The 26,561-nt window shown below is 69.2% G+C and carries 23 protein-coding genes and 1 pseudogene; 8 read left to right on the top strand and 16 right to left on the bottom strand.

The features are described from left to right. Positions 1–806, top strand: an 806-nt coding sequence (locus ABD086_RS09665) for a recombinase zinc beta ribbon domain-containing protein (protein WP_343907289.1), incomplete at its 5' end; no start/stop codon positions are given. 203 nt (positions 807–1,009) lie between these two features. On the opposite strand, the gene ABD086_RS09660 is transcribed toward ABD086_RS09665, so the two are convergent. Further along, positions 1,010–1,660, bottom strand: a complete 651-nt coding sequence (locus ABD086_RS09660) for a rolling circle replication-associated protein (protein WP_343907288.1) — start codon at positions 1,658–1,660, stop codon at positions 1,010–1,012. 626 nt (positions 1,661–2,286) lie between these two features. On the opposite strand from ABD086_RS09660, the gene ABD086_RS09655 reads away from it, so the two are divergent. Then, positions 2,287–3,651 carry a hypothetical protein gene (locus ABD086_RS09655; protein WP_343907287.1) on the top strand — a complete coding sequence of 455 codons (1,365 nt, stop codon included), beginning with the start codon at positions 2,287–2,289 and terminating at the stop codon, positions 3,649–3,651. A gap of 88 nt (positions 3,652–3,739) precedes the next feature. Here the strand turns inward: ABD086_RS09655 and ABD086_RS09650 are convergent, their stop codons facing one another. The 7 genes and pseudogenes from ABD086_RS09650 to ABD086_RS09620 form a co-directional block, all read right to left on the bottom strand. Then, complete coding sequence (locus ABD086_RS09650; RefSeq protein WP_343907286.1) at positions 3,740–3,892, bottom strand: HNH endonuclease signature motif containing protein; 153 nt, start codon at positions 3,890–3,892, stop codon at positions 3,740–3,742. Continuing rightward, positions 3,889–4,152 carry a DUF222 domain-containing protein gene (locus ABD086_RS09645; RefSeq protein WP_343907285.1) on the bottom strand — a complete coding sequence of 88 codons (264 nt, stop codon included), beginning with the start codon at positions 4,150–4,152 and terminating at the stop codon, positions 3,889–3,891. Before ABD086_RS09645 ends, ABD086_RS09650 begins: the two co-directional genes overlap by 4 nt. Further along, positions 4,068–4,940, bottom strand: a complete 873-nt coding sequence (locus ABD086_RS09640; protein WP_343907284.1) for a DUF222 domain-containing protein — start codon at positions 4,938–4,940, stop codon at positions 4,068–4,070. The genes ABD086_RS09645 and ABD086_RS09640 overlap by 85 nt, the downstream gene beginning before the upstream one ends. 60 nt (positions 4,941–5,000) lie before the next feature. Continuing rightward, positions 5,001–6,509 carry a M1 family metallopeptidase gene (locus tag ABD086_RS09635; protein WP_343907283.1) on the bottom strand — a complete coding sequence of 503 codons (1,509 nt, stop codon included), beginning with the start codon at positions 6,507–6,509 and terminating at the stop codon, positions 5,001–5,003. A gap of 120 nt (positions 6,510–6,629) precedes the next feature. Beyond that, positions 6,630–7,346 (bottom strand): PASTA domain-containing protein, encoded by a 717-nt coding sequence (locus ABD086_RS09630; protein ID WP_343907386.1) that lies wholly within the window; start codon positions 7,344–7,346, stop codon positions 6,630–6,632. A 174-nt stretch (positions 7,347–7,520) separates the two neighbouring features. Beyond that, positions 7,521–7,631, bottom strand: a pseudogene (locus ABD086_RS09625) (DUF2510 domain-containing protein); the annotation flags it as partial. 188 nt (positions 7,632–7,819) lie between these two features. Further along, positions 7,820–8,635, bottom strand: a complete 816-nt coding sequence (locus ABD086_RS09620) for a nuclease-related domain-containing protein (protein WP_343907282.1) — start codon at positions 8,633–8,635, stop codon at positions 7,820–7,822. 58 nt (positions 8,636–8,693) lie between these two features. On the opposite strand from ABD086_RS09620, the gene ABD086_RS09615 reads away from it, so the two are divergent. Beyond that, the gene (locus ABD086_RS09615) at positions 8,694–9,014 is read left to right on the top strand and encodes a putative quinol monooxygenase (protein WP_343907281.1); all 321 of its coding nucleotides are present in this window, start codon (positions 8,694–8,696) and stop codon (positions 9,012–9,014) included. Between the two features lie 3 nt (positions 9,015–9,017). On the opposite strand, the gene ABD086_RS09610 is transcribed toward ABD086_RS09615, so the two are convergent. The 3 genes from ABD086_RS09610 to ABD086_RS09600 all read right to left on the bottom strand — a co-directional run bounded on the left by ABD086_RS09610 (position 9,018) and on the right by ABD086_RS09600 (position 12,001). Further along, the gene (locus ABD086_RS09610; RefSeq protein ID WP_343907280.1) at positions 9,018–10,544 is read right to left on the bottom strand and encodes a M1 family metallopeptidase; all 1,527 of its coding nucleotides are present in this window, start codon (positions 10,542–10,544) and stop codon (positions 9,018–9,020) included. Positions 10,545–10,612: 68 nt separating this feature from the next. Next, complete coding sequence (locus ABD086_RS09605) at positions 10,613–11,167, bottom strand: nuclease-related domain-containing protein (protein WP_343907279.1); 555 nt, start codon at positions 11,165–11,167, stop codon at positions 10,613–10,615. A 39-nt stretch (positions 11,168–11,206) separates the two neighbouring features. Further along, a complete protein-coding gene (locus tag ABD086_RS09600; RefSeq protein WP_343907278.1) occupies positions 11,207–12,001 on the bottom strand; it encodes an SDR family NAD(P)-dependent oxidoreductase in 795 nt (264 codons plus the stop codon). A 273-nt stretch (positions 12,002–12,274) separates the two neighbouring features. Between ABD086_RS09600 and ABD086_RS09595 the strand changes: the two genes are divergently transcribed. Next, positions 12,275–12,856 carry a hypothetical protein gene (locus ABD086_RS09595; RefSeq protein WP_343907277.1) on the top strand — a complete coding sequence of 194 codons (582 nt, stop codon included), beginning with the start codon at positions 12,275–12,277 and terminating at the stop codon, positions 12,854–12,856. A gap of 74 nt (positions 12,857–12,930) precedes the next feature. On the opposite strand, the gene ABD086_RS09590 is transcribed toward ABD086_RS09595, so the two are convergent. Then, on the bottom strand, positions 12,931–14,130 hold the full coding sequence (locus tag ABD086_RS09590; protein WP_343907276.1) for a cysteine desulfurase-like protein: 1,200 nt from the start codon (positions 14,128–14,130) through the stop codon (positions 12,931–12,933). Positions 14,131–14,241: 111 nt separating this feature from the next. Here ABD086_RS09590 and ABD086_RS09585 point away from each other — a divergent pair, with 111 nt between their 5' ends. Together ABD086_RS09585 and ABD086_RS09580 are read left to right on the top strand one after the other, a co-directional pair. After that, positions 14,242–15,012, top strand: a complete 771-nt coding sequence (locus ABD086_RS09585; protein ID WP_343907275.1) for a hypothetical protein — start codon at positions 14,242–14,244, stop codon at positions 15,010–15,012. Between the two features lie 117 nt (positions 15,013–15,129). Further along, on the top strand, positions 15,130–18,210 hold the full coding sequence (locus tag ABD086_RS09580; RefSeq protein WP_343907274.1) for a DEAD/DEAH box helicase: 3,081 nt from the start codon (positions 15,130–15,132) through the stop codon (positions 18,208–18,210). A 453-nt stretch (positions 18,211–18,663) separates the two neighbouring features. Here ABD086_RS09580 and ABD086_RS09575 read toward each other — a convergent pair whose 3' ends face one another. From ABD086_RS09575 to nrdR, 3 genes are all read right to left on the bottom strand, one after another. Next, positions 18,664–19,524: an LAGLIDADG family homing endonuclease gene (locus ABD086_RS09575; RefSeq protein WP_343907273.1), complete on the bottom strand. Its 861-nt coding sequence runs from the start codon at positions 19,522–19,524 to the stop codon at positions 18,664–18,666. A 364-nt stretch (positions 19,525–19,888) separates the two neighbouring features. Next, positions 19,889–22,798: a vitamin B12-dependent ribonucleotide reductase gene (locus ABD086_RS09570; RefSeq protein WP_343907272.1), complete on the bottom strand. Its 2,910-nt coding sequence runs from the start codon at positions 22,796–22,798 to the stop codon at positions 19,889–19,891. A 133-nt stretch (positions 22,799–22,931) separates the two neighbouring features. Beyond that, positions 22,932–23,474, bottom strand: coding sequence for a transcriptional regulator NrdR (gene nrdR / locus ABD086_RS09565; protein WP_343907271.1), 543 nt, complete (start codon positions 23,472–23,474; stop codon positions 22,932–22,934). Between the two features lie 421 nt (positions 23,475–23,895). Between nrdR and ABD086_RS09560 the strand changes: the two genes are divergently transcribed. Further along, complete coding sequence (locus ABD086_RS09560) at positions 23,896–24,693, top strand: hypothetical protein (RefSeq protein ID WP_343907270.1); 798 nt, start codon at positions 23,896–23,898, stop codon at positions 24,691–24,693. A 199-nt stretch (positions 24,694–24,892) separates the two neighbouring features. Further along, positions 24,893–25,675 (top strand): SigB/SigF/SigG family RNA polymerase sigma factor, encoded by a 783-nt coding sequence (locus ABD086_RS09555; RefSeq protein ID WP_343907269.1) that lies wholly within the window; start codon positions 24,893–24,895, stop codon positions 25,673–25,675. Here the strand turns inward: ABD086_RS09555 and ABD086_RS09550 are convergent. Beyond that, a complete protein-coding gene (locus ABD086_RS09550) occupies positions 25,599–26,525 on the bottom strand; it encodes an ATP-binding protein (protein WP_343907268.1) in 927 nt (308 codons plus the stop codon). The two genes, ABD086_RS09555 and ABD086_RS09550, sit on opposite strands and share 77 nt — an antisense overlap. Positions 26,526–26,561: the final 36 nt, after the last annotated feature.

Raw genomic sequence — 26,561 nt, 5'->3', positions numbered from 1 at the left:
ACCAAGAGGTCGGCACGGTCACCGGACGCCCCTGGGTCACCACGACTCTGCGAGGGATGCTCACGAACCCCCGCTATGCCGGACTCCGCACCCACCGCGGCACGATCGTCGGACCAGCGGTGTGGGAGCCGATCATCACCGAGGACGAGCACCGCCGAATCCTGGCCAAGTACGCCGAGAAGAAGAACAGCGGACGCCGGACCCCGCAGCGCTACCTGCTCTCCGGGATGGTCCGGTGCGGCAAGTGCGGCAATCGGCTGTACTCCAGCCTGCGACAGCGCAAGAGCGGCAGCACCCGCCGCTACGTCTGTTCCTCGGGCCCCGACCACGGCGGATGCGGGAAACTCACCGTCACGGCCGACCCCTTGGAGCGGTTCATCGCCGACGCCGTGCTCTACCGCCTCGACACCCCCGGACTCGCCGACACACTCGCCGGACGCTCCAGCGCCGACGCCCGAACCCGGGAACTGACCCGGGCGGTCGACGAGGCACAGGAGCAGCTCGAAGAACTGTCACTCGCCTACGCCAACCGGCACATCACCATGCGCGAGTGGATGACTGCGAAGGCCCCCATCACGCAGCGCCTGGAGAACACCCAGCGGCAACTCGCAGCCATCAGCCACACCACCGCCCTGACCGGGTTGATCGGCAACGGCGACGAACTACGCCGATCGTGGGCGAGCCTCAACCTGTCGAGACAGAACGCCATCGTCGGCGCCCTGGTCGACCACATCACCATCGGCCCCGGCACTCCCGGTGCCCGCGAACTGGACCCGTCCCGCGTCGACGTCGTGTGGCGCCACTGACGTCAATCCCGGCGCGGTTCCGGCGGGAGGACGGGTGCCGCTGCGCTTGCGCCCCCGTCCTCCCGCCGCCCCCGCATCCGGTGCTGCCCCCAGCAACGCCCCCACCCGCCGGACCACCGTGGGATCGGTGACCTTGACCGGGACGCCCTGTGCCGCGCAGGAGAACTCGACCCACGCCGCCAGCGCTTCTGGGGACAGGTGGCTCAGTCCCATGCGAACCACACCGCCGGCGGACCCTGCCAGTCCTCTGCGTCAGCCGACGACCACGAGATGGCCGGCAACGCCCCGCCCATCCGCTCGACCGCCTGATACAGCACCTCCCGCGATGAGCGACCCGTCAGCCGGACGACCGGCGGCTGGAACCCCTGCGCGACCTCGTACCGGTGCAGACCCAGGGAACGCTCGGCCTCGGTGTCGGCGAACGCCTTGGTCACGTACTTCGACAGGTACCCCGCAGCACGCCGCGCCTCGTGCAGCGACGTGGACCCGACCGGAAGATCGGACAACCGCTTGATGTGGACGAACCCGCGCCCCCAGGCCGCCTCGATCTTCGACCGCCCGATGAACTGGCCGACCGCGAAGTGCACATGCAGCCCGTGCCCGGACTTGTGCCACTCAGGCACCCACACGTACGGCAGCGCCCGACCACCCAGCAGAGCCCGCAACGACCTGAAGAACCCCGCGACGTCGGCGCGGACCTGCATCGGATCGTGGCACGCCGAGGCGTAGGTCAACGTTCCCAGGCGATTGAGCCGATGGGCGGTGCAGTACCGACGCACCTTGGCTCGCGCACGACGCGCGGCCTCAGCCCGCGCCCGCTCCGGATCAGCAGCAGGCGTGCCAGGAACCCACACCCTCGCCGGACGGTACAAGTAGACGAACGATCCCCCGGCCTCCCCAGCCGAGGGGTACAGCGACAACGACCAACCCGCATCCGGGCGGACAACGACAGAGACGGACACCAGAACACTCCGAGCAAGCGAGCCGACAGGGAATGTCGGCCCCGCCAGGAGCCAGAGACGCGCAGCGGGGCCCTAGCCACCTGCGGTTTTCGCTTGGCCCGCTTCCTGCCGTCGCATCGTCTGCCCGGATCGTCCCTGGCCTCGCGTGGCCTCGCGTTCCTTGGCTCCGGGACAGAGCCCTACTGGTGTTACTCGGCACTGGTGGCGTGCCGTTCCGGTCTCGTAGCCACATCATGCAACACCAGCCCAGGGACCGTGCACAGAACACGCCGGGACCGAAACCGCGCCCGAGGTCGGCGGGCACGCGCTACTGCCCCCGATCCGCACCCCCACGCGGCAACAAGCACGCCGCGCGGGGCCCCTGCGGACCCGAGAGACGGGGGCAGCCGGGGCCAAGCCCCTAACGCGAAACCCGCTCCGAGTTACGTTGCTACTTCAAGTGAAGTGGCCGTCGCTTCGCGACGTCCCCGGGGAGGATGGGCTCCAGCGTCGTCGACGACGCGGAGACGAGGGCACCTATGGTCGATGCAGGAAAGCACCACCGGCAGATTCGGCTCATCGCCAATCGCCTTCTAAGCAAGCGGTTCGAATCCGCTAACGACCTGTGGAAGTTGCAGGTCGACCTACTAAAGATCCAGCGTGATATTCAGGGTGCGATCTCCGAGGCGAAGGCTGAGTCCGCCCGAAATATCGACCGGAAGCGCCTCGAAGAACTGCGAGATGCGCGGTGGCACGCGCGCCACTTTGGTGATGCTCTTGCCTGGCTGGTCTTAGGTCAAGATAGGCAACTGATCTCGTCGCTGTCTGAAAACTCCCGTGTTCCCATCAGTGAGGACGGCGACGGTTCGGTCGGGATGCTGGCGATGGCGGAGGCGCTCAGTCGCCAGGGCTGGGGATTCCCGATTCTCCACGACATCACGGACACGCTCCGAATTGGCGACATCACTTTCGCCCGCCCACGACAGACCCCAAGCCACGTCACCGCGGAGATCAAGACCCAGGTTATCGACACGGTTCCCGCTGACCCGACGGGCCGAAAGAAGAAGACCTACCAATCACAGGTCTTGACGATGGTCGGCATTGACCCCCAAACAGGCGAGGCCATCGCAGAGCTGCAAGTCCCGCCCCCTCCGCCGCCTTCACCACCACGGTCGCGGCTGGAGCGTCAGGCCGTTCGCATGCGCGAGGCCGTGATCAAGGGAAGCGCTGGCCACGGAATCATTACCGACACACAAGAGCCGATCCTCAACATGCACGTCGAGACGGCCGCTACCGATCATTGGCCGGTTGTTCGACGACTGATTCGCGAAGCACACCGAACCAACTTCGCATCCCAGTGTGTAGACAAGGCCTTCCTCTACATCGTCGTTTACGAGGAGGGCGGCTGGAGCAAAGAAACCTTCGCTGATTCCCGCTTCCTTCAAGACGTCAAGGAAACTGAGTTTCTACAGAACCAGAATAAGGACGAGACGTCAGTAGTCGTACACACGATCCCGAGAGCGAAGGGCACCGAAGCAGAGATCGCGCTTCCCTACTTCCTCTTCCCGATCTCACGCCGAGCCGTATTCGAAATACTGAACCACGAACTGGCCCTTGTCGTTCTTGTCAACCAAGGGCACATCTGCGATGCCCTTCGTGCAAGTGGCATGGAGATCGAGGTCCGCCCTCAGGTGGATGGCCCAGGTGAGATCGTGATCATCGACCGGTTCGAGAGCCCTACAGGCGTCCCCCTAGTCGGCGAGGTCCACACGATGTGGCACACGATCCGAGACGCAGTGAGGGAGTTTCGGTCTGTCCCTTACCTGCTCGACATCGTCGCCGGGATGGTGGAGGGCATGCGCGAGCACGCATCCCAGATCGTGCCCGGCAACGGGTCGTCCTAGGCATTGCCGGGGTTCGCATCCCGAGTGCTGCCGGTGCAGGTCGGTCGGCAAGACCGCTGCGCTGCCACCCCTGCCTCCTGGGGTGCTACTAAGCACTAGCGAGGTTGTCGAGGCTGGTCGGGCCGCCGTCGGCCCAGTGGATGACGTGGTGGGCGTCGCCCGCGTTGGGTAGGCGCTTGCACCCCGGGAACGTGCAGTGCTGGTCGCGCGCGATCAGCGCGAGCCAGATCGCGGTGGTCACCAGCCGCTGGTGCGGCCGACGTCGAGCACCTGGCCCGGTGAGCCCATCACGAGCGGGATGATGTCGGCGTCGCAGGCGAGGCGGCGTACCGCGGCCGCCGACAGCCACTGGTCGCCGGGCAGCTTCCCCACAGCCCCGAGGCCCGTGCGGAGCGCCTTGAGCTCGACCGACACCGTCAGCCGCGGGCGCACGCCGTGGGTCTCGGGGAGAACCTCGGCCGTCTGGGCGCGACGGCAGAGCTCGACCAGCGCATCCCACATCCGCGCCCCGGCTTCGCGCGGGTCGCGGCCGTCGTGCGCACACCCGGGCTCCGGGCAGGACGTCCCCGGCGCCCGGCGGCGAGGTCGACCGGCACGCCGCCACAGGCGCCCGGCTCGGTCGAGACCGGAGCCGCCAGCGGCAGCAGCGCGGCCTTGACCTCCTCGACGCTCTCGGCGTCGGCGTAGCCCTTGACCCACACCCCGCCCAGCTCGTCGGGCGTGAGTGCGAGGAAGCGTGCGCGGTGGGCCGCGCGCTCCGATCGCGGGAGGTCCCGCTCGCCGCCGAGCAGCGTGCCGTCCGGGTCGATCTCCGCGACGACCGTCGGCCAGGCCCGGTCGAGGTCGGTCGCATCGAGGTCGCAGGCCTTCTCCAGGAACGATCGCGCTGCGGCGCGGCGCACCTCGTCGACCCGGGGCAGCTGCGCGACCCGGTTGACGATCGTCCGCGCCTGGTCCGAGGAGAGCCGCCCCTCCCGGAGGGCGGCCCGCACCTCCGGCAGTCCCTCCAGGCCGGCCGCCAGCCGCAGCAGCCCGCCGCCGGCGCCCTTGCGGCCGCCCGCGACCGCGGTCAGGAAGTCCTTCGTCGACGCCCAGCCGACATCGTTGGCGGCGCCGCTCTGCTCGAGCAGGCCGGCCACGTCGACGCGGGCCGCGTCCAGTTGGGCGCGCATCCGCTCCAGCTCGACCATCACGCCGGGCAGCTCGGCCGGAGGCACGTGCTCCCACGCCACCGCGCCGAGCGCCCGGAGGGAGTGCCGGGCGTCGGCGACAGCGGAGGGAGTGGTCATGCCGCTACATTATTCGAACACCTGCTCGACCGCCATGGGCTGTGGACGGTAAGTGGCCCGTCAGCGAGAAGAAAGCAGGGCGTGCGTCCGGCTGATCTCGTCCCACGACGACGGCGGCGTCGTACGAGCGCGCGCGGCGAAGTCCCGCGGGAACCCGTTTGCGCTGGTCGCCGACGGGCGCCCGGCCGAGTACAGCCAGGCGTCGAAGAACGGCCCGAGGTCCTCCCCCGACTCCTGCTCCGCGAGCGCGACGAAGTCGTCGACCGACGCGTTGCCGTACCGGTGCTCCGCCGTCCACTGCCGCAGCACCGAGAAGAACGCCGGCCCGCCGATGCGGGTGCGCAGCGCCTGCAGGGCCATCGCACCCCGATCGAGCACCGCGAGGCCCGACTCCCCGTGGGCACCGGGGTCACCGATCTCGACGTCCCAGAACGACCGGTCGCCGGCGTGCTCGTCCCACGCCGCGTCGAAGAGCTGCCGGCCGGTTCCGGCGCCGTGGGTCTCGGACCACCGCCACTCGAAGAACGACGCGAAGCCCTCGGTGAGCCAGCTGTCGCGCCAGGCCTCCACCGACACCGAATCGCCGAACCACTGGTGCGCGATCTCGTGCACGACCACGTAGACGTTGGGGCCGTCACGCCAGAAGCCGCGGCTGTACACCGGGCGGGTCTGGCTCTCCATCGCGAACGGCGTCCTCGCGACGGTGGCGACGCCGCCCGTCGCGTGGAACGGGTACGCCCCGAGCTCGCGGGAGCCGAACGCCACGACCTCCGGCGTCCGGGCGATCGCCGCGGCGGCGTACCGCACCTCCCGGCCGCCGCCGGACGGGACCGCGGTGATCACCGGGTGCCCGTCGACGCGGGTGCGGGTGATGTCGAGCTGGCCGACCACGAAGAACGCGAGGTACGGCGCCATCGGCTCGGTCTGCCGCCAGTGCCAGACCCACCTGCCGTGCCGCATCCGCTTCGAGGCCAGGACGCCGTTGCTGACCGCTTCCAGGCCGCGCGGCACCTTGACGCGGATGTCGTACGTCGCCTTGTCGCGCGGGTGGTCGTCGGCCGGGTACCACCACGCCGCGCCCTCCGGCTTGCCGGCCGCCACGGCACCGTCCTTCGTGCGGATCCAGGGCTGGACGCCGTGGGACCGGATCCGCGACGGCACGCCGCGGTAGGTCACCCGGACGGTCATCTCCTCGCCCGTGCGCAGCGCCGTCCGCGGCGTCACCACCAGCTCGTGCCCGCCCTGCCGGAACGCCGCCGGCTGGTCGTTGACGTGCACGCTCCGGACGGGCAGCACGAAGTCGAGGTCGAAGCGGGACAGCTCCTGCGTCGTGTGCGCGCGGACCCACGTCGTCCCGGACACGCGGTCCCGGCGCGGGTCGTAGGAGATGCGGACGTTGTAGCGGTCGACGTCGTAGCCGCCGTTGCCGTAGTCGGCGTAGTAGGGGTCACCGATCCCCGGCGACCCCGGCGAACCGACCGGCGCCTGCGCGGCCGCGGCCGCGCCGGCCGGCACCAGCAGGGCCAGTCCGACGGCGGCCGCGAGGCCCCGTACGAGTGCTGAAGGCATGTCTCTTCCTCCCGAGAAGGGGCCACCCCGCGTGACCCGAGCGGAAGAGAACCAGGTTCCGAGGATCGGCGTGCGGGCTCTCCACAGGCCCGAAACCACCGAGGCTCAGAGACCCGGGCCTCACCAGTTGCAGGCGGTCCCGTCGCCATCCGCATCGAGGCCATAAGGGTCGTACCCGGTGACGCGTACCGGGCCGGTGTACGCGGGCCCGTCCCCTGAACCGCCGGCGCAGTCGTAGTCCGGGGCTGGCGGAAGACACGGCGAGTAGCCCGGTGTGCAGTTCACGGGCTGCGGCGGCGGGGGCGGTGCGACGACACGCAGCACCGTGAGCGTGACGGTGCTCCCCTTTCGGACGGGTACGCCACCCCTCGGCGACTGGCCGATCACCTCCCCGTTCCGGCCAGACGTCCGGGTGCGGTACACCCGCTTCACCGCGTACCCCGCGCGCCGAAGCCTGGCTTCGGCAACGCCCGCCGTTTGGCCGACCACAGTTGGCGACCGCGGAAATGGAACGGCGACAACCAACGCGACCTCGGTGCCGACGGCAACGCTCGTGCCGCCGGCGACACCCTGCGCGAGGATCGTCCCCGCACGAGCGGCGGTCGGCCTGTGGCTGATGGTCCCGGGCTCGAGTCCGGCCGCCCGTAGCTTGCGCTCCGCTCGTTGTTTTGTCATCCCCTTGAGTTTCGGAACCTCCGCCGTCGGAGTGACGGTCGGCTCCGCCGTCGGTGACGGCCTGTCCGTCTCCGCCGCTGGCGGAGCTGAAGCGGGTTCGCTCTCATCCGAGGGGCTGACGGCCAACGCAACGACGTAGAAGGCCACGGTGGCGATGGACACCACTGCTTTGAGGCCGGTCGACGTGCCCCGCCGAAACCACAGAGCCACCAGCCCCAACGGAAGGCACAGGAACAGCCCAGGAACGATGACCCACCAGGTCTGCCACCAGGCCAGGGTGCCTGAATCACCCACGAGCTGCCCGGGGGGCGGCGCACTTGTCATCGGTGGAGCAGGAAGCCGAGCTTGCACATGACCCGTCCACCTAGCGCCGTCCCAATAGCGAATCCATCGCGGATCGCGAGGGTCCGGGTACCACCCCGCCGGCGTGTTCCATTGGCCTGCCATGTTCGCTCCCACCGATGCGCACAATGGTTTGGCGTCGAACGCTGACGCTCGTGTGAGGTCTCGGACGCTAGTTCGGTCTGGTTGCTAGCGCTGCGGATTCGTGACATTGGGCGGGTACCCGCTCTGCTCGACGCGGAGCAAGGGCATCGTTCGCCGTGGGTGCCACCCTGGCGGTCTAGAACGCTCGATCAACCGACGCTGGCGCTGGAACGTCGACGCTCCGCCGCGGTCGCGGCATCCCACGACCGGGCGCGAAATTGCCGCATCTTCTCCACGGCCTCGCGCGCAGCGCCCTTGCTGACCGGGTCACCGTCCAGGGTCCGGAGCCATGCCACCAGCCGGAAGCCGGGAACGATGTCGACACCGTCGACGAGTCTCGGCTCGCCGAGCTCGTGCTGCAGGGCGCCCCACACGACCACGGCGGATCGGACGGTGAAGGCGTGCGCCCGAGCCCGGTGACGCGCCTGTCGGTCCTTCCCGAGCTCCTGCGAGGCGAGCGCCTCGCACCGCTGCCTGGCGCGTTGCGCCGCGCGCAGCATGTCGTCTCGGTCGCTGGGGCTCGCCTGGTTGCGCCACTTGGAGTCCAGCACGACGAGCCCACCGCGCCGCGTGACGACCACGTGGTCGAGATCGCCCTTCATCAGGCTGATGCTGTCCACCCAGTCCCAGATGAGCCGCCGGCGCTTGGCTCTCTTGAGCTCCTCACGCGTGTTCTCCTCGCCCCACGCGCCGCGCAGGTGACGGATCGCATCCGGGTCCGACGCCAGGACCCCGACCGTCATGTACCAGAAGTAGGTCGCCGCCATGGCCGCATGAAGGAAGCCGAGGACGTACGAGCGGGCTCCACTCGGCGGGAAGATTACGACGAAGATGGCGGTGACGATCGCGACGATGCCGACGAAGACGACCGTCACGACGGTCAGCCGCCGCCAGTTCCGTCGTCCCCACGCCCGCTGGATGCGGCGCATCTCCCGCCGCGAGTACGGCGCGTACCTCCTGGCCATGCTGGGTCATCGGCAGCCAGCGGGCATTGCTTGAGCACGGTGGTGCTAGGAAGGACAAATGATCTTCATCACCGCCAAGTTCAAGGTCCGTCCCGAGCACGCCGAGGCCTGGCCCGAGATCTCCCGGTCGTTCACCGAGGCGACGCGCGCCGAGCCCGGGAACCTCTGGTTCGACTGGTCCCGGTCCCTCGACGACCCGAACGAGTACGTGCTGGTCGAGGCGTTCCAGGACGACGCGGCCGAGGCGCACGTGACCTCCGACCACTTCAAGCAGGCGCAGGCCGACCTGCCGCCGTACCTGGTCGAGACCCCGCGGATCGTGAACTTCCAGGTCGACGGCACGGACTGGTCCGAGCTCGGCGAGATGAAGGTCGGGTAGCCCTCAGCGCGCCTCAGCCCGCGCTAGCAACGCCTGCGTGTGCCGGATCTTCGCCCACGACGCCGGGACGGCGACCCGCGCGGCCGACGACCGGGCCTGGAAGTCCGGCGGGAAGCCGTTGGCCTCGGTCGGCGCGGGCCGGCGGCCCGTGTAGAGCCACGCGTCGAAGAACGACGTGAGGTCCGCGCCGGACACGCTCTCGGCGAGCGCGATGTACTGGCGGACGGTGCCGTTGCCGTACTGGTGCTCCGCCGCCCAGGTCCGCATCACGGTCATGAAGGCGGCGTTCCCGATCCGGGTGCGCAGCGCCTGGAGGGCCATCGCGCCGCGCACGTAGACCGCGCCGTTGAACTCGTTGTGCGCGCCCGGGTTGCCGACCTTCACCTTCCAGAAGGGGTCGTCGCTCGGGAAGGTGCGCCAGGACTGGTGGAACAGCTGCTTCGCGCTGCCCTCGTGGTGCTTCTCCGACCACAGCCACGCGGTGAACGTCGCGAACCCCTCGTTGAGCCAGATGTCGCGCCAGTTGTGCACCGACACCGAGTCGCCGTACCACTGGTGGGCGAGCTCGTGGACCACCACGTAGATGTTCGGGCCCTTGCTCCAGAACCCGCGCGTGTAGACCGGCCGGGTCTGGTTCTCCAGCGCGAACCCGAAGTCCGCCGCGGGCGCGACCCCACCCATCGCGTCGAACGGGTACGGGCCCCACAGCCGCGACTCGAACCGGATCACCTGGGGCGTCCGCTTCAGGTCCGCGGCGGCGTACCGGCCCTCGGGACCGCCGTGGGACGCGACCGCGGTGATCACCGGCAGGCCGTCCGCGCGCGACCGCGTGATGTCGAACTGGCCGGCCACGAAGAACGCGAGGTACGGCGCCATCGGCCGGGTCTCGCGCCAGTGCCAGGTCCGCTTGCCGTGCCTGACGTCACGGGAGACCAGGCGGCCGTTGCCGAGCACCTCGAGGTCCTTGGCCACGGTGACGCTGACGTCGTACGTCGCCTTGTCGCGCGGGTGGTCGTTGGCCGGGTACCACCACGCCGCGATCTCGGGCTCGCCGACGGCGGCCGCGCCGTCAGCGGTGCGGATCCACGGCTTCGCGCCGTCGGACGTGATCGTCGACGGCACCCCGGCGTACCGCACCACCACGGTCATCGGCTCGCCCGTCGCCAGCGGTCGCCGCGGCGTGACGACCAGCTCGTGCCGGCCCTGGTCGTACGACGCCCGCCGGCCGTTGACCTGCACGCTCGAGACCGGCAGCACGAAGTCCAGGTTGAACCGGGACAGGTCCTGCGTCGCGTGCGCGGTGATCCGGGTCCGGCCCGCGACGCGGTCGCTCGACGGGCGGTACGAGATGTGGATGCCGTAGTGGTCGACGTCGTAGCCGCCGTTGCCGTAGTCCGGGTAGTACGGGTCCCCGATCCCCCGCGCGCCCTGGGTGTCGCCGGCGGGCGCCGCCTGGGCGACGCCGAGCGGCAGCAGCAGCGCCGCCCCGACGGCGAGGGCGGTACGGCGTACGCGTGCTCGTGTGGTCATGGCTGGTCCTTCCCGAGAGGGCCACCCCCGTGTGGCCGTCCCAGCATTCGACCACAGAACGCCGACGGTCAGGTCGCCGAGCGTTGGCGGCCCGCGCGGGAGACGTCGGCGGCCCGCACCCGGAACGCTCGATGGAGCTGCCGGGCGGCCGTCCGCACCTGGTCGGGCGTGAGCGCGGCGGGCCGCGCGAGCAGGGTCTCGCGGAGGTTGGCCGTCGAGCAGACCAGCACGTCGTGGCACCGGCCCGTGAGGGGCTGGTCGCGGACGAAGCACAGCACCGGCACCACGGTCGCGGCCGCCGGCGGGCCGACCAGGTCCGCGACCGCGCGCGCCGCGCGGGCGGCCGCCGCGGCGACCTCGTCGTGCCGCCAGCCGTCGACCACGATGGTGTCGTCGAGCAGCGCGATCCGCACGGACCAGTTCTTGCCGTCGACCACGAACACGCCGCCGGGCCCCACGGCCACGTGCACCTGGTTCACCCGCTGCCGTCCGGGCCAGGTCACGTCGTGGAAGACCGCCCACCCCTCGGCGCGCAGCCCGCCGAGGACCCCGGCGGTGGCGCCCCGGCCCTGCAGCCCGCGCTCGTACGTCCGAGTCGACGGCGGCGACCACGACGTACTCATGCCTCCGCCTATCGGCGACGGTGCGCCGGACCTGAGGCCCTAGCTGCGCAGGTACGACGCCCCGTTCACGTCGATGATCGTGCCGGTGGAGAACTTCGCCTCGGGCGAGGCCAGCCACAGCACCGCGGCCGCGACCTCCTCCGGCCGCGCCACCCGGCCGAACGGCGACTGCGCGCGCACCGCGTCCCCGCCCGGGCCGTCGAGCACCTCGCGCGCCATCTCGGTCTGCACGAACCCGGGCGCCACGGTCCCGACCGTGATCCCCTCCGGCGCCAGCGCAATTGCCAGCGACTGGCCGAACGCGTTCATCCCGGCCTTGGACGCCCCGTACGCCGGGTTCCGCGGCTCCCCGCGGAACGCGCCCCGGCTGGACACGTTGACGATCGCCCCGCCGCCGGCGGCCTTGAGGTGCGGGATCGCGCAGTACGCCGCGTTCGCGGCGCCGACCAGGTTGGTGGCCAGCGTCTGCGACCAGGCCGCCTGCCACTCGTCGTACGACGTGCTCAGCGGCGGATGCGCGAGGAACACGCCGGCGTTGTTGACCAGCACGTCGAGCCGGCCCAGCTGCTCGGCGGCCGAGTCGACCGCCCGCCGTACCGCCTCCGCGTCGGCCATGTCCGCCTGCACGGTCGCGTGGCCCTCGCCCGGCAGCGACGCCGCCACGGCCTCGGCAAGATCGGCCGAGGAGCCGTAGTGGACCGCGACCCGGTCGCCCTGCGCGGCGAACGCGCGGGCGATCGCGGCGCCGATGCCGCGGGAGCCGCCGGTCACCAGCACGCCGCGGGTGGTCTGGACCGGAGGGGTGCTGCTGGTGGGATCGATGTCGAGAGGCACGGGGACATCATGTCCGGCGAAATCCCCGCAGGAATCGCGGGGGGTGGCGCTCCGGTGGCCCGTGAATTCACCCCTGCGGGGCGGCCGGAAATCGGATCACAACGAGGGAGGAAGGGACGGGGTTACGGCCTCGAGGGCTGCGAGTAATCGCAATCTGCGAACCCTCAGGAACGCCGGATCTCGCCCCGAACTGTTCCGTGTCCACCGAAGGCCGGCGCCCAGAAGCCGGCCGGGCGACGTGGACGAACGCCATCATGGAAGAAGGCACCCATCATGAACCGCATCACTCTCGCCGCCGCGGCCGTGGCCGCCACCCTCACGACGCTCGCCGGCGTCACCGCCCCCGCCATCGCGGCCGACGGCAACGCCCAGATCCGCGCCACGCTGGAGCACCGCATCGACGCTCAGGTCGATGCCAACGTGCACGCGCTCGCCACCATCGAGGCGCGGCGGCTGGGCACCCTCGAGGCCGACCACCGCGCCGAGGTGCGGGCCGGCATCGACGCCGACGTCGCGGCGCTGGTCGACCTGCGGGCCGAGGCGGACTCCGACGCCACCGTCGCCGAGCTGCGCGACACCCTCGCCTCCGTCCAGGAGTACCGCGCCTCGGTCTACGCGAAGGTCGTGGTGATCCTCAACGCCGCCGAGCGGCTCGAGGCCGACGTCCAGGTCACCCTGGCGAACACCGTGTCGGCGACGCTCACCGCGCTGATGGAGGAGGTATCGGCGCAGCTCGACGTGGCCGTCGACGCGGCGCTCGAGCTGGACGCGACCAGCTCCGGCAGCGCGGTCTCCGAGGTCCGCTCGGAGTACAACGCGGCCGCCCGCGCGTACGCGCACGCCCAGGCCGGCTGATCCGCGGACCAGCACCGGCCCGGCTCCTCTCGAGGACCGGGCCGGTGTCGCCGTTCGGGGGCCGTCGCGGACCGCTACCGGGCGATCTCCGCGACGCCGGCGAGCAGGCGCTCGACGTCGTCGGCGCTCGTGTACGGCGCCAGGCCCGCGCGCACCGCGCCGCCGTCGCCGAGGCCGAGCCAGCGGCTGGCCTCGAGCGCGTAGAAGTTGCTCGCCGGCGCGTTCACGCCGGCCGCCGCGAGGTGCTCGTACACCTCGCGGCTTTCCCGGCCCGCGACCGAGAAGAACGCGGTCGGCGTACGCCGCTGGGGGTTGCCGTACAGCGTCACCCCGTCGATCCCCCGCAGCCCGTCCAGCAGCCGCTCGAACAGCCGGTCCTCGTACTCCTCCACCGCGCGCATGGACTCCAGCACCCGGGTCCGCCGGTCCTCGGCGTCCGAGGCCAGCCCGGCGATGTAGTCGATCGCCGCCGTGGTGCCCGCGAGCAGCTCATAGGGCAGGGTCCCGAGCTCGAACCGCTCCGGCACCTGGTCGGTCGCCGGCAGCAGCTTGTCGGGGTGGATCCGCTCCAGCAGCTCCGGCGCCGCGACGACCACGCCGTGGTGCGGCCCGAAGAACTTGTACGGCGAGCACGCGTAGAAGTCGGCGCCCAGCGCCGCGACGTCCACCGGCGCGTGCGGCGTCAGGTGCACCCCGTCGACGTACAGCAGCGCGCCCACCTCGTGCACCGCCTCGGCAATTGCCGCGATGTCCGGCCGCGTGCCGAGCACGTTCGACGCCCCGGTCACCGCCACCACCTTGGTGCGGTCCGAGAGCTCGGCCCGTACGTCGTCGACGCCCAGCTCGGCCGTCTCCCGGTCGAACCCGGCCCACCGCACCGTCGCCCCCGCCGCCCCCGCCGCGTGCACCCACGGCCGGACGTTCCCGTCGTGGTCGAGCCGGGTCACCACGACCTCGTCCCCCGGCCCCCACTCCTTCGCCAGCGCCCGCGACACGTCGTACGCCAACTGGGTCGCCGACCGCCCGAACACCACGCCGCCCGGGTCGCACCCGAGCAGGTCCGCCACCGCCTGCCGCGCCCCGACCACGACCTCCTCGGCCCGCCGCTCGGCCGCGGTGACCGTGCCGCGGTTGGAGATCCCGCCTGTGAGCGTGCTCGCGATCGCGTCGCCCACCTGTCGGGGCACCTGGGTGCCGCCCGGCCCGTCGAAGTACGCGACGCCCTGGTCGAGGGCCGGGAAGTCCTTGCGGATGCGGTCGACGTCGAAGTTCATAGGCCCATCATTGCCGCCGTCACTCCCATCCGGCTGACTGGCTCGCTTTCCCCGAAGTCGAGACATCCGGAGCCTCGATTCCTAGGATCCGGGAGACAAGTAGGAGAGGTCATGGGCATAGGTTTCGGCCTCGGCGTCGGTCCCTTCAGAGTGGGGACAAGCGCGCGATCCCGCGACATACAGGGATGCGCACCGATACTCGGCATCTTCCTGATTCTCGGCCTCGTACTGCTTGCGATCTTCTGGCCCTTTCTTTTAGGTCAATGGATTGCCGAGAAGCTCGGCGCACCTCCGAACGGGTCCTCCGCGCATGCACTCGGCTGGATCTTCGAAGCCATCTATGTGGCTGTACTGGTTCTCGGCTATGTCGCTCTCAGACGCCATTCCGCCTTGGTGGCAAAGGAACGCGAAGCCACGGAACGCCGCGAGACCCTTCGCCGCTCGCTTGTCGAACTCGACGCATTGGCCACCGCGATTCGGGAGCAGCGCTGGCCCCTCGAATACGCTGACGTTTGGCTCATCGAGCCGAGGGTGCGAGTCACTCATGGACCGCAGGTACCGACGGCCATCGAACAGGGCACCGTCCGCATTCACCCTTCCGGCGTCGAGTTCATCGGTGCGACCAAGCGGGTTGAGTGGCGAGCTGATCGCATCCGCGAGGTGATCCACGACGGTTACTTCGCATTCCACCTGACAAGCCGCAAGACAGTCAGCGGCTTGTCAGCCGACGGGTCCGAAGCGTTGGGCTATGCAATCGACTTCGTGTGGAAGGGTCGTGAGAGTCGCGCGGCGAGCGACGTGTGCCTATCGCGTATCGCGCATGCTCGGCTTCGGGTCGACGCCGAGCTAAGGGCGGCGGACGCTATCACAAACAGCCGTTGATCCCACTTGCGTCATGTGATCGGTCGAATCGGCGCCACGTCTCAGACATCCCTCGTGTGGCGCACCGGGGCAGGCTGAATACCGGCTACCGGCTCCGGTCCCTGGCAAGCTCACCTCGTGGACGAAGGCCTCTACGAGTCAGTCATTACTCCGGAGCTCCGAACCCGCCTCCGTCTGACGGAGCACCTGGCAGCGACCGAGTTGGGCGTGGACAAGGCCGACGAGCCGCATCTGATCGCGCGGCACATCGCTCGCGTCGTCCAGCGTCACTTGGAAAGCGTCGGTGATCGCGACCAACGCGTGATCACTGCGAACGCCGTCCTTGCTGCACTTGATGTCCATGAGTCGATCGAGCGTCCGACCCGGATGTTGGGGTCACTTCTCGACGAGCGGAGCGCGGGTAGCCCAGGCCGGTATCGGACTCGACCGAAGACTCCGTTGTCAGAAGCTGCCCTGCTGACCAACGCAAGAGACGAGCCGAGCCTTGCCGCGGAGCTCCGAGCCGAGATGGCATCAGCCGACTCCGTGGACCTCCTCTGCGCGTTTGTTCGTTGGCATGGCGTCCGGCTCCTCGAAGGCGACCTCCGTGAGCTGCAGCGTGCCGGCATCCCGTTTCGGGTGGTTACCACTACCTACCTCGGATCGACGGAGCGACGGGCGCTGGATCGACTCATCGAGGAGTTCGGTGCCGAGGTTCGGGTGCAATACGACTCTCAGCGGACTCGACTGCACGCAAAGGCCTGGCTGTTCCGCCGCAAGTCCGGCTTCGACACTGCTTACGTAGGCTCGTCGAACTTGTCGCGCGCCGCACTCCTCGATGGAGTCGAGTGGAACGTACGACTCTCGAATATCGCCACCCCCAGCTTGCTCCGCAAGTTCGAGGCGACCTTCGATTCCTACTGGAACGACGCGAGCTTCGAGCGCTACGACCCCGCTCAGGATCGCGACCGTCTCGATGACGCCCTTCTCGAAGCGAGCGGCCGCAAGCAGCACGATCGGGTCACTCTCACATTGTCGGGTCTCGAGGTGCGGCCCTACAGCTACCAGCAGAAAATGCTCGATGACCTCGAGGTGGAACGAACCGTGCGAGGCAGGCACCACAACCTCGTCGTCGCGGCGACCGGAACCGGCAAGACGGTCGTCGCCGCACTCGACTACCGGCGCTTGGCCACCCAATCTCCGAGCACCCGTCCGTCGCTTCTCTTCATCGCTCACCGCGCCGAGATCCTGGAGCAGTCTCGCCGCACTTACCGCGAGGTGCTCGCCGACGGCAACTTCGGTGAGCCGTGGTACGGCGGCAGCCGGCCCGAGCGCGGCGAGCATGTCTTTGCCAGCGTGCAGTCGCTGAACTCGTACGGCATACAGCAGATCCCACCCGACGCCTTCGACATCGTTGTGATCGACGAGTTCCATCATGCACAGGCGCCTACCTACCGGCGCATCATCGACCATCTCGCACCGCGCGAACTCCTGGGTTTGACGGCGACTCCCGAACGCGCCGATGGCACGGATGTGCGCGACTTCTTCGGCGGCCGAATAACCACCGAGCTGCGGCTCTGGGACGCGCTGGAGTCGGATCTTCTGTGCCCGTTCCACTACTTCGCCGTCGCAGACAACACCGACCTCTCGTCGGTCACGTGGCGGCGAGGCCGTTACGACGACGCCGAGTTGGAGCATCTCTACACCGGCAACGATGCCCGTGCCGCGATCGTCCTTCGCGAGCTCAACGACAAGGTCGCAGATCTCTCGGCGATGCGTGCCCTGGGCTTCTGTGTGAGCGTTGCGCACGCGCACTACATGGCCAAGGTGTTCAACGATGCCGGCATCCCTTCCAGCGCTGTCAGCGCGGAGACGACGTCGGCGGTGCGAGCCCAAGCGCTGAGTGACTTGCGCGGCCGACGAGTCAACGTCGTGTTGACGGTCGACCTCTTCAATGAGGGCCTCGACATACCCGACATCGACACAGTCCTCTTCCTGCGCCCGACGGAGAGCGCGACGGTGTTCCTCCAACAGTTCGGCCGTGGACTGAGGCGCACCACGGACAAGGCAGTTCTCACCGCACTCGACTTCGTCGGTCACCAGAACGCCGAGTTCAGATGGGACGCCAAGCTTCGAGCGCTGACCGGACGAGCTCGCGGCGAGCTCGTGAGAGATGTCGAAGAAGGCTTCCCGTTCCTGCCATCGGGGAGCCAGATCATCCTCGATCGCACTTCGCAGGAGCTCATCCTCGAGAACGTCAAGGCGCAAGTCACTCGGCGCTGGCCGCAGGTGGTCCAAGAGCTACGGTCCATGGGCGACACCACCCTGCCTGACTTCCTCCACCGATCCGGCCTGCCGCTGTCAGAAGTGCTCCGTCAGGGCAAGAAGTCGTGGACGCAGCTACGCATCGACGCTGGTCTGCCCATTCGAATCCGAGGCGAATTGGCACCGAATCTCTTCAAGCGCGGCCGCGCCCTCGCTCACGTCGACGACCCCGACCGAGCCGCCGCGTACGTCCGCTTGCTGAGCGACGACGCACCCGCGTACGCCCATCTCAGCGAGATCGATCAGCGCTACTCTCGCATGCTCTTCTTCTCAGTTTGGCCCGACGGCGGCGGGTTCACGTCGTACGACGCTGGCCTTGATGTCTTGCGTCGGGAGGAGGCCGTGCGCGACGAGCTCTCGGCCGTCGTCGAGCTCGCACTGGATGCAGCGGAGCACGTGACGAGCCCGCTTGCCGGAGAGCTGCGCAATGTTCCGCTGCGCGTGCACGCGCGCTACCAACGAGAAGAGATCCTGGCGGCCGTCGACTACGCGACCCTCGAACGCAAGCCGACGAGCATGATGCAGGGCGTCGCCTACGCTCCTGCCGTCAACGCCGACCTCCTGATGGCCACCCTGAAGAAGTCAGAGGCGGACTACTCCCCCACGACGATGTACCGCGACTACCCGATCAGTCCAACGCTCTTCCACTGGGAGTCGCAGAACGCGACCACGGTCTCCTCACCAACGGGACAGCGCTACCTCAATGGCACGAGCAACATCCTGCTTTTCGTGCGCGACACCCACATCGACCCGTTCGGGACCGCGCCCTACCAGTTCCTCGGACCAGCTAGCTACGTGAGCCACCAGGGCGAACGTCCAATCGCGATCACGTGGAGACTGATGCACTCGATGCCGGCCGACTTCTTCCAGGCTGCCACCGTGGCGGTCCAGTGATCGTCCGCTCTTCGCGGCACCCGCGGTGGTAGGACGCAGGTCTCCGTCCCACGATGATTGCGGCGTAGCTGGGGGGAGTTAGGGCTCAGCAGGTGATGATTACGGCACCTGTGCGTAGGTGGTCGGACCAACCCCGCCTAACGAGTTCGTCGACCCGCTGGGAGAGTCGGTCACCCTGAAGAAGCGAGGCGCATTCGTCGCACACTGGAGCTGCTCCGCCGGTGCCACCTCCGCCTGCCCCTGGTGTACACCTGAGCGCATCGGGAACCCCCCGCTTGACGCGAACGCAAAACGTCAGCTCTTCTTGTCGCCGATTGCATCGCAGTTTCACCAGCACGTGATCCGGCTGCATCTCGAACTCCTATCTCCTCCGCTGAACCCGGTACTTGGAGAGTAGGAGTTGCCGCCGACAGTCGGAGTAGTCGCGGCGAACTGGGCGCCATTCGACACGTATCAGGATTCGCTGCCAACACACGTGACCTCAGCGAAGCGCACCTCATCCCGGAGCACGGCGCGAAGCCACTCTGGCAGCCGGGCACCGGCGTCAGCAGCTCGCTCAACGCTGGAACGTGTCACGTGTCGAGTTCTGGAGTCGCAGAGGTGCCGGAAGCGCTGGCGGCCCGTTCCTCGACCATTCGCTCCGGGGCGACCGGGCGGGATGAGTCGGTACAGTTCTGCGCCGCTGACGCCAGGCACGACATCTGTGGCGGACGGACCGAAGGTTCGCGCGAGGTAGCGCTGCGCAGCTGCGTGCTTGTCCGGCTCGAGGAACGGGACCAGGTCGCAGAGCCTCTGGCCTTGGCCGCCCGCGGCGTACAGCTCGTAGTAGTGCTTCTGCATGTCACTGTTCCACTTCGCGATCTGTGCATTCGCCACACCCAGCTTAGTGAGCAGGTCCTGTAGATCATCGATCGCGCGGTGACTCTCCAAGCAGATGCCCCACTTAGCGGCGTACTGATGAGTGGTGTAAGCATCGAGCGCCGCCCCCTGGAGGAAGGCGAGAACCTCGCGGCGGCCAGCGTCCATGATGACGCTCGGGACACATTTGTTTGCCGCACGGCTCCCGCACCCCAAAGCGTCCATGTACTCGACGAGCCGCTTGCTCGAGACCACGAGACCGGTGCAGCGGCCGGGCTGGTGCGTAATGCGCGCCTCCAGCCCGAATGTGTCGAACCACGCCTGCTGGGCGCGCTCGAGAACGTCCATCACCGAGTTCGTGATGATGACCGACCAGTTGCTCCGGGTCGTGTGCCCCTCGGAGAGGTAGGCGCCGAGAAGGAACGCCAGCTCGGTGGTGAGCTTCTCGGGATACACAATCGTCTTCTCACTGCCCCGGCAGCGTCGGCGATCGGGGAGCGGCATAGATGGCCCTGCTGACGGCCACGGGCCGCCATACCGGATGCCGATCCAGTCTCCAACGCGAACGTCGGCGGCTGGGATCAACCGCGGCTGCTCCTCGCCACCAGCCGACACAAGCACCTCAGCACCCGCTGCCCACGGTCGAGTTCCGCGGCCGCGTGCCGTGATCAGTAAGGGTCGGTCCATGATGCACGTCCTCACCCGACCCCTGGCTTGCTGACCGTTCTAACAGGCCACACCGACAGTCAGTCGAGGGCGCCACGGATGCGACAAGAGGGGCCGGTTTCCCGGCCCCCCTTGTTCCCGTGATCAGACGTGCTCAGCTGCAGCCGCTGGTGCTGCCGCAGCCCTCGCAGACGTAGCAGGAGCCGGCGGGGCGCATCTTGGTGCCGCAGGTGAAGCAGAGCGGGCTGTCGACGGCGTGGCCGGTGATCTGCTCGAGGAGCTCGGCCGAGGTGTGGGCGGTCTTAGCCGGGGTGGCCGGGACCTCCCGCTGGTCGGAGCCGTGGGAGTCGTGGGTGACCACGGGCTCGTCCTTGGCTTCCGGGGTTTCGACAAGCTCGACCACCGGGGCCTCGATGAGCTCGGCCGGGGAGCCGGTCTCCTCGATCGGCTCGTAGGAGCCGGTCTCGAGGTAGCGCTGGCGCTCCTCGGCGGAGTAGATGCCCAGGGCGGCGCGCTTGTCGTACGGCAGGTAGTCCAGCGCCAGGCGGCGGAAGATGTAGTCCATGATCGACTGGCTCATCCGCACGTCCGGGTCGTCGGTGAGGCCGGCCGGCTCGAAGCGCAGGTTGGTGAACTTCGAGACGTAGGTCTCCAGCGGGACGCCGTACTGCAGGCCGATGCTGACCGCGATCGAGAACGCGTCCATCACGCCGGCCAGGGTCGAGCCCTGCTTGCCGAGCTTGAGGAAGATCTCCCCCAGCTCGCCGTCGTCGTGCGCGCCCGAGGTCATGTAGCCCTCGGCGCCACCCACGGTGAACGAGGTGGTGCGCGAGACGCGGGACTTCGGCAGGCGCTTGCGGGTCGGGGCGTAGACGATCTTCTCGACGACCTTGGTGGCCGCCTCGTCGGCCGCGGCCGCCGCGTCGGCGGCGTCCTTCTTGGCCTTGCCGCCACCGTCGGCGAGCGGCTGGCCCACCTTGCAGTTGTCTCTATAGATCGCGGTCGCCTTCAGCCCAAGCTTCCAGGACTGGAGGTAGATCTCCTCGACCTCCTCGACCGTAGCGTCCTCGGGAAGGTTGCAGGTCTTGCTGATCGCCCCGGAGAGGAACGGCTGCGCGGCCGCCATCATCCGCACGTGGCCCATCGGCTTGATGGAGCGGGTGCCCATCGCGGTGTCGAAGACCTCGTAGTGCTCGGTCTTCAGGCCCGGCGCGTCGACGACGTGGCCGTGCTCGGCGATGTAGGCGACGATCGCCTCGACCTGCTCCGGCTGGTAGCCGAGCTTCTTCAGGGCCCGCGGGATCGTCTGGTTGACGATCTGCATCGAGCCGCCGCCGACCAGCTTCTTGAACTTGACCAGCGAGAAGTCCGGCTCGATGCCGGTCGTGTCGCAGTCCATCATGAAGCCGATGGTGCCGGTGGGCGCGAGCACCGAGGCCTGCGCGTTGCGGAAGCCGTTGGTCTCGCCGAGGGCGATCACGTCGGCCCACGCCTGGGTGGCCAGCTTGTGCACCTGGGAGTCCGCGATCGACAGGGTGCGGACGGTGTCGTTCGCGGCCTGGTGCTTGCGCATCACGCGCTTGTGCGCCTCGGCGTTGCGGGCGTAGCCGTTGTACGGGCCGACGACGCCGGCGAGCTCGGCCGAGCGCTTGTACGACGTACCGGTCATCAGCGAGGTGATCGTCGACGCCATCGCGCGGCCGCCGTCGGAGTCGTAGCCCAGGCCCATCGCCATCAGCAGCGCGCCGAGGTTGGCGTAGCCGATGCCGAGCTGGCGGTAGTCGACGGTGGTCTTGCCGATCGACTCGGTCGGGAAGTCGGCGAAGCAGATCGAGATGTCCATCGCGGTGATGATCAGCTCGACGGCCTTCGCGAACAGCTCGCCGTCGAAGGTGTCGTCGTCCTTGAGGAACTTCAGCAGGTTCAGCGACGCCAGGTTGCACGAGGAGTTGTCGAGCGACATGTACTCCGAGCACGGGTTGGACGCGGTGATCCGGCCGGTCTCGGGGTTGGTGTGCCAGTCGTTGATGGTGTCGTCGTACTGCAGGCCCGGGTCGGCGCACTCCCACGCGGCGGTGGCGATCTTGCGGAACAGGCCGCGGGCGTCGACGCGCTCGATGACCTCGCCGGTCTTGCGGGCACGCAGGCCGAAGTCGGTGCCGTCCTCGACGGCGCGCATGAACTCGTCGCTGACGCGGACCGAGTTGTTGGCGTTCTGGTACTGGACGCTCGTGATGTCGCGGCCGCCGAGGTCCATGTCGAACCCGGCGTCGCGCAGCGCGCGGATCTTGTCCTCCTCGCGCGCCTTGGTCTCGACGAACTCCTCGATGTCGGGGTGGTCGACGTCGAGGACGACCATCTTCGCCGCACGGCGGGTGGCGCCGCCGGACTTGATGGTGCCGGCCGAGGCGTCGGCGCCGCGCATGAAGGAGACGGGGCCGGAGGCGGTGCCGCCGGAGGAGAGCAGCTCCTTGGAGGAGCGGATGCGGGAGAGGTTCAGGCCGGCGCCGGAGCCGCCCTTGAAGATGAAGCCCTCCTCCTTGTACCAGTTCAGGATCGAGTCCATCGAGTCGTCGACGGACAGGATGAAGCAGGCCGAGACCTGCTGCGGCGACGGGGTGCCGACGTTGAACCAGACCGGGGAGTTGAACGAGAAGTACTGGTGCACCAGCAGCCAGGTGAGCTCGTGCTCGAAGACCTCGGCGTCGACCTCGGACCGGAAGTAGCCGAAGTCGCGGCCGGCCTTCGTGTAGGTCTTCACGACCCGGTCGACGATGTGCTTGAGGCTCCACTCGCGCTGGTCGCTGCCGACCGCGCCGCGGAAGTACTTGGTCGTGACGATCGTCGAGGCGTTGACCGACCAGAAGTCGGGGAACTCCACACCGCGCTGCTCGAAGACCGTCTCGCCGGTCTTCCAGTTCGTCTGCACGACGTCGCGGCGCTCCCACGTGATCTCGTCGTACGGGTGCACCCCCTCGGTGCTGAAGACACGCTCGATCTTCAGCCCGGCGCCCGACCCTGCCTTGGCCTGGGCTGCGGCCTTCCCGCTCACCGTCTCGGTCATCCCTCTTCGTCCCGTCTCTCGAGGTTGTTGGTGCTGGTTTCGATCATTGCTGCTGCCACCGACAAGTCCGATGGCGACGTTGGTGCGCCCGGCGCGTGCAGCTTCCCCACTACACACGCCGGGCGGTCTGTGGTCAGCCCGTCGGAACGGGCTGGGTCGCGCGCTCCGCGCGCAGGGTTTCGAGGCCGTCCGCTGACGCGTCCGGCGCCTCAACCACCGGACTTCCGTCTCCTCGCTCCGCTCGGAGCCGGGCGATCTCGTCCTCGAAGTCGTCGGCCGACTCGAACGCGCGGTACACCGACGCGAACCGCAGGTAGGCGACCTCGTCGAGCCGCCGCAGCGGCCCGAGGATCGCCAGGCCCACGTCGTTGGCCGGGATCTCGGCGGCCCCGGCGAGCCGGAGCGTGTCCTCGACCTCCTGGCCCAGGCAGGCCAGCTGGTCCTCGGTGACCGGGCGGCCCTTGCAGGCCTTGCGGACCCCGGCGATCGCCTTGTCGCGAGCGAACGGCTCGGTGGCGCCGGAGCGCTTGAGCACGGTCAGCTGCATCATCTCGACGGTCGTGAACCGGCGCTCGCAGGCCGAGCAGGTACGCCGGCGGCGGATCGAGCCGCCGTCCTCGGCGACCCGGGAGTCGAGCACCCGGGTGTCGGTGTTGCGGCAGTACGGACAGTGCATCGGGGCCCTCCTCCCTCGGTCGTGTCCCCGGTACCCGGGCACGCCGAGGAGACCCTCTGCGAGGGGTCGGCGGGCTGTGGATATCGGGGGGCTCGCTGTGTACAACACCCAGTGACGCTGTGGGCTTCCGCATCCGGGCTGTGCACTAGATGTGGATAACTACATCGTTGTAAGTACTAGATGTTGGGGTAACCGTACGCCGGGAGCCGGGGGCGCGCAAGCGGTCCCGGAGAACTTCCCGGCACCGGGTGGGCGCGGTTCGCGTAATCGCAGGTCAGGCGCCATTTCGGCGCCGAAGATCGGCCCCCGCGGGGGCGTGTCGCGGCGTGTCCGGCGGCCACGTCACCTCAAGTCCGGCGCCCCCGCATGCCGACGTGTCCCCCGACGAGACTCGGGCGCGCCGAGCGGGGAAGGACGACCGATGATTCTGCATGCTCTCGTGGGCGTGACCCTGGCCATCAGCGGAGGGACGGCGGCGCCCGCCGCCGAGGCGACGACCGGTCGGTCCGGGCCGCCGGCGGTGACCGTCTCGGCGCCGGCGGACCGTGTGGAGGGCGACCGCTTCACGGTGAAGGTCCGGATCGGTGCTGCCCGGAAGGCCGAGCGCCTCTCGCTGCTCAAGCTGACCGAGAACATCTACGGCCAGGCGGAGTGGACCCCGGTGAAGAGCATGAAGGTGCAGGGACGCTCGGCGGTGAAGGTCCCGGCCGTCGCGGACACGCTCGACAGCAACCGGTTCCGTGCCCAGGTCCGCTACGTCGACGGACGGACCGTGACCTCCAGGCCGGTCACCGTGACCATCTGGCATTGGTACCCGCTGGGCGGCTTCCGGAGCTACTACGAGACGCCAGGCGTTGCCGACTACTCCGGAGCTAGCTTCGCCATGAACGGCGACACCTGGGTGGGCTGGTACACGTACGGAACCGCGACTATGTGGGAGGCGCGCTACACCCCGGGTCGCAACTGCAAGGCGTTCCGCGGCACCGCCGGCGTCCGCGACGAGTCGTCGGACGGCTCGTCCGGCACCATCACCCTCGTGGCCGACGAGACCGACGTCGTGTGGGAGTCGCCCGAACTGACGCCGGGCATGGTGGCACCGTTCGAGGTCGAGCTCGCGGCGCCGTACCGGTTCGCCATCCAGGCGCACGACACGTCCGTCGAGCCCGCCTACGCCGCCCCGGCCATCGGCGCCTCCGAGTTCCTCTGCAACTTCGGCTGACCCATTCCAGACGACCGCACCGGCTCGAGCAAGGTCATCGGAGAGCGCGGGAAGCAGCTCAGCGGCCTCTGAACGTGACCGAGGTCCACCCAAACGGGTGGTTTCGTGCTCAACCAACGTTGGAAGGACCCTGATGGCGGTCAAGAAGCCGGCCGCCGTCACAACCGCATACATCCGAGAGGCTCGTTCGTTGACTGCCATGACTGTGTCACCCGCGTTCACCGAGACCCCCGAGAGTCGCTCCGAGACCACCGCTCGCCTGTTCGCCGAGCGCGCCGAGGCCCCAGACGCCGGTCGCGCCGCGATCGAGGAGGAGCTGGTCCGCATCAACATGCCGCTGGCCCGGGACCTGTCCCGCCGCTTCCGCGGCCGCGGTATCGCCGACGACGACCTGGAGCAGGTCGCGTACGTCGGCCTGGTCAAGGCCGTGAAGGGCTTCAAGCCCGAGACCGGCAACGAGTTCACCAGCTTCGCCGTCCCGACCATCCGGGGCGAGATCCGCCGACACTTCCGCGACCTCGGGTGGACCGTGCGCCCGCCGCGGTCGATCCAGGAGACCCAGCAGAAGATCTCCGGCTGCGAGAGCGAGCTCTACCAGCAGCTCGGCCGCGCGCCGCGGCCCAGCGAGATCGCCGCCCACCTGGGCCTGGAGCTCGAGCAGGTCATCGACGCGCTGGGCGCCAACGGCTGCTTCGCCCCGGCGTCCCTGGACGCGCCGAGCCTCGCCGACGCCGACGAGAGCGTCGGGCAGCGGCTCGGCGAGCTCGACCCCGAGTTCGACCTGGCCGAGGCGCGGGCCACCCTCGCTCCCCTGCTGGCCAAGCTGTCCCGCCGCGAGCAGCTGATCGTGGAGATGCGGTTCTTCCGCGGCTGCACCCAGGCCGAGATCGGCGCGGAGATCGGCGTCAGCCAGATGCACGTCTCCCGGCTGCTGGCCCGCCTGGTCGCCCGGCTGCGGGCCGAGCTGACGGTCGCGGCGTAGCCGCGGCGGTCAGCGCCGCCGAGCCGACGTCCAGGCTGAACCACGAGGTCGTCCCGGCCTCGTCGTGGTCGGAGCCCCAGCTGTCGGCGAGCGCGTCGACCAGCTGGAGGCCCCGGCCGAACACCCGCAGCGGGTCGTCGTCGTCCACCGGTACGGCGTCGCCGGCGATGCCGTGGTCGCGCACCTGCACGGTGAGCACGCCGTCGGCGAGGCTGACCGTGAGCACCGAGTAGGTGCCGGCGTGGACGAGCGCGTTGGTCACCAGCTCGGACAGGCACAGCTCGGCGGCGTCGCGGTCGTCGTCGCCCACCCGCCACGCGATCAGCAGCCCGCGCAGGAAGTGCCGGGCCCGGCCCGCGGACTGTGGGTCGTCCTCGAGCCGGAGCGTGGCGTCCTGGGTGATGCCGTCGGGCTCGGGCGCCAACCGCACCCGGCGCAGCGAGTCCGCGATGCGGTGCGCCGCGGCCTCGAGCTGCTCGCGCTGGTGGTCGTCGAAGCGCTGCTCGGCGTCGAAGTAGAGCACCACGCCGCCGATCGGCGCGTGCCGGCCCGGCAGCGGCAGCACCGCCAGGGCGACCGTGCCCTCGGCGCGCTGCCGCTCGGCCATCCCCGCGAACCGCTCCGGCAGCGCGTCCAGGCCGCCGAGCAGGGGAACGCCGGTGCGCACGACGGTCGTCAGCGGCACGTCGTCGTACGCGTCGATGTGGCACCAGGGACCACCGTCGCTGGAGCGGAACCGCAGCCGGCGGCCGCCGCCCTCACTGAGCGCGACCGCGGCCCGGCGCACGCCCGGGATGCCGATCAGCTCCCGCAGCGCAGCGCTCACCACGGTGTCGACGTCCCCGGACACCCCCCAACGTTAAGACACCTCGGGGCCGATCGGAGA

Origin of the sequence: Nocardioides aquiterrae, from assembly GCF_039526625.1 — a bacterium.
Classification (GTDB): Bacteria; Actinomycetota; Actinomycetes; order Propionibacteriales; family Nocardioidaceae; genus Nocardioides; species Nocardioides aquiterrae.
The sequence above is the reverse complement of the archived record's forward strand: the minus strand, read 5'-3'. Positions and strand labels throughout refer to the sequence as shown.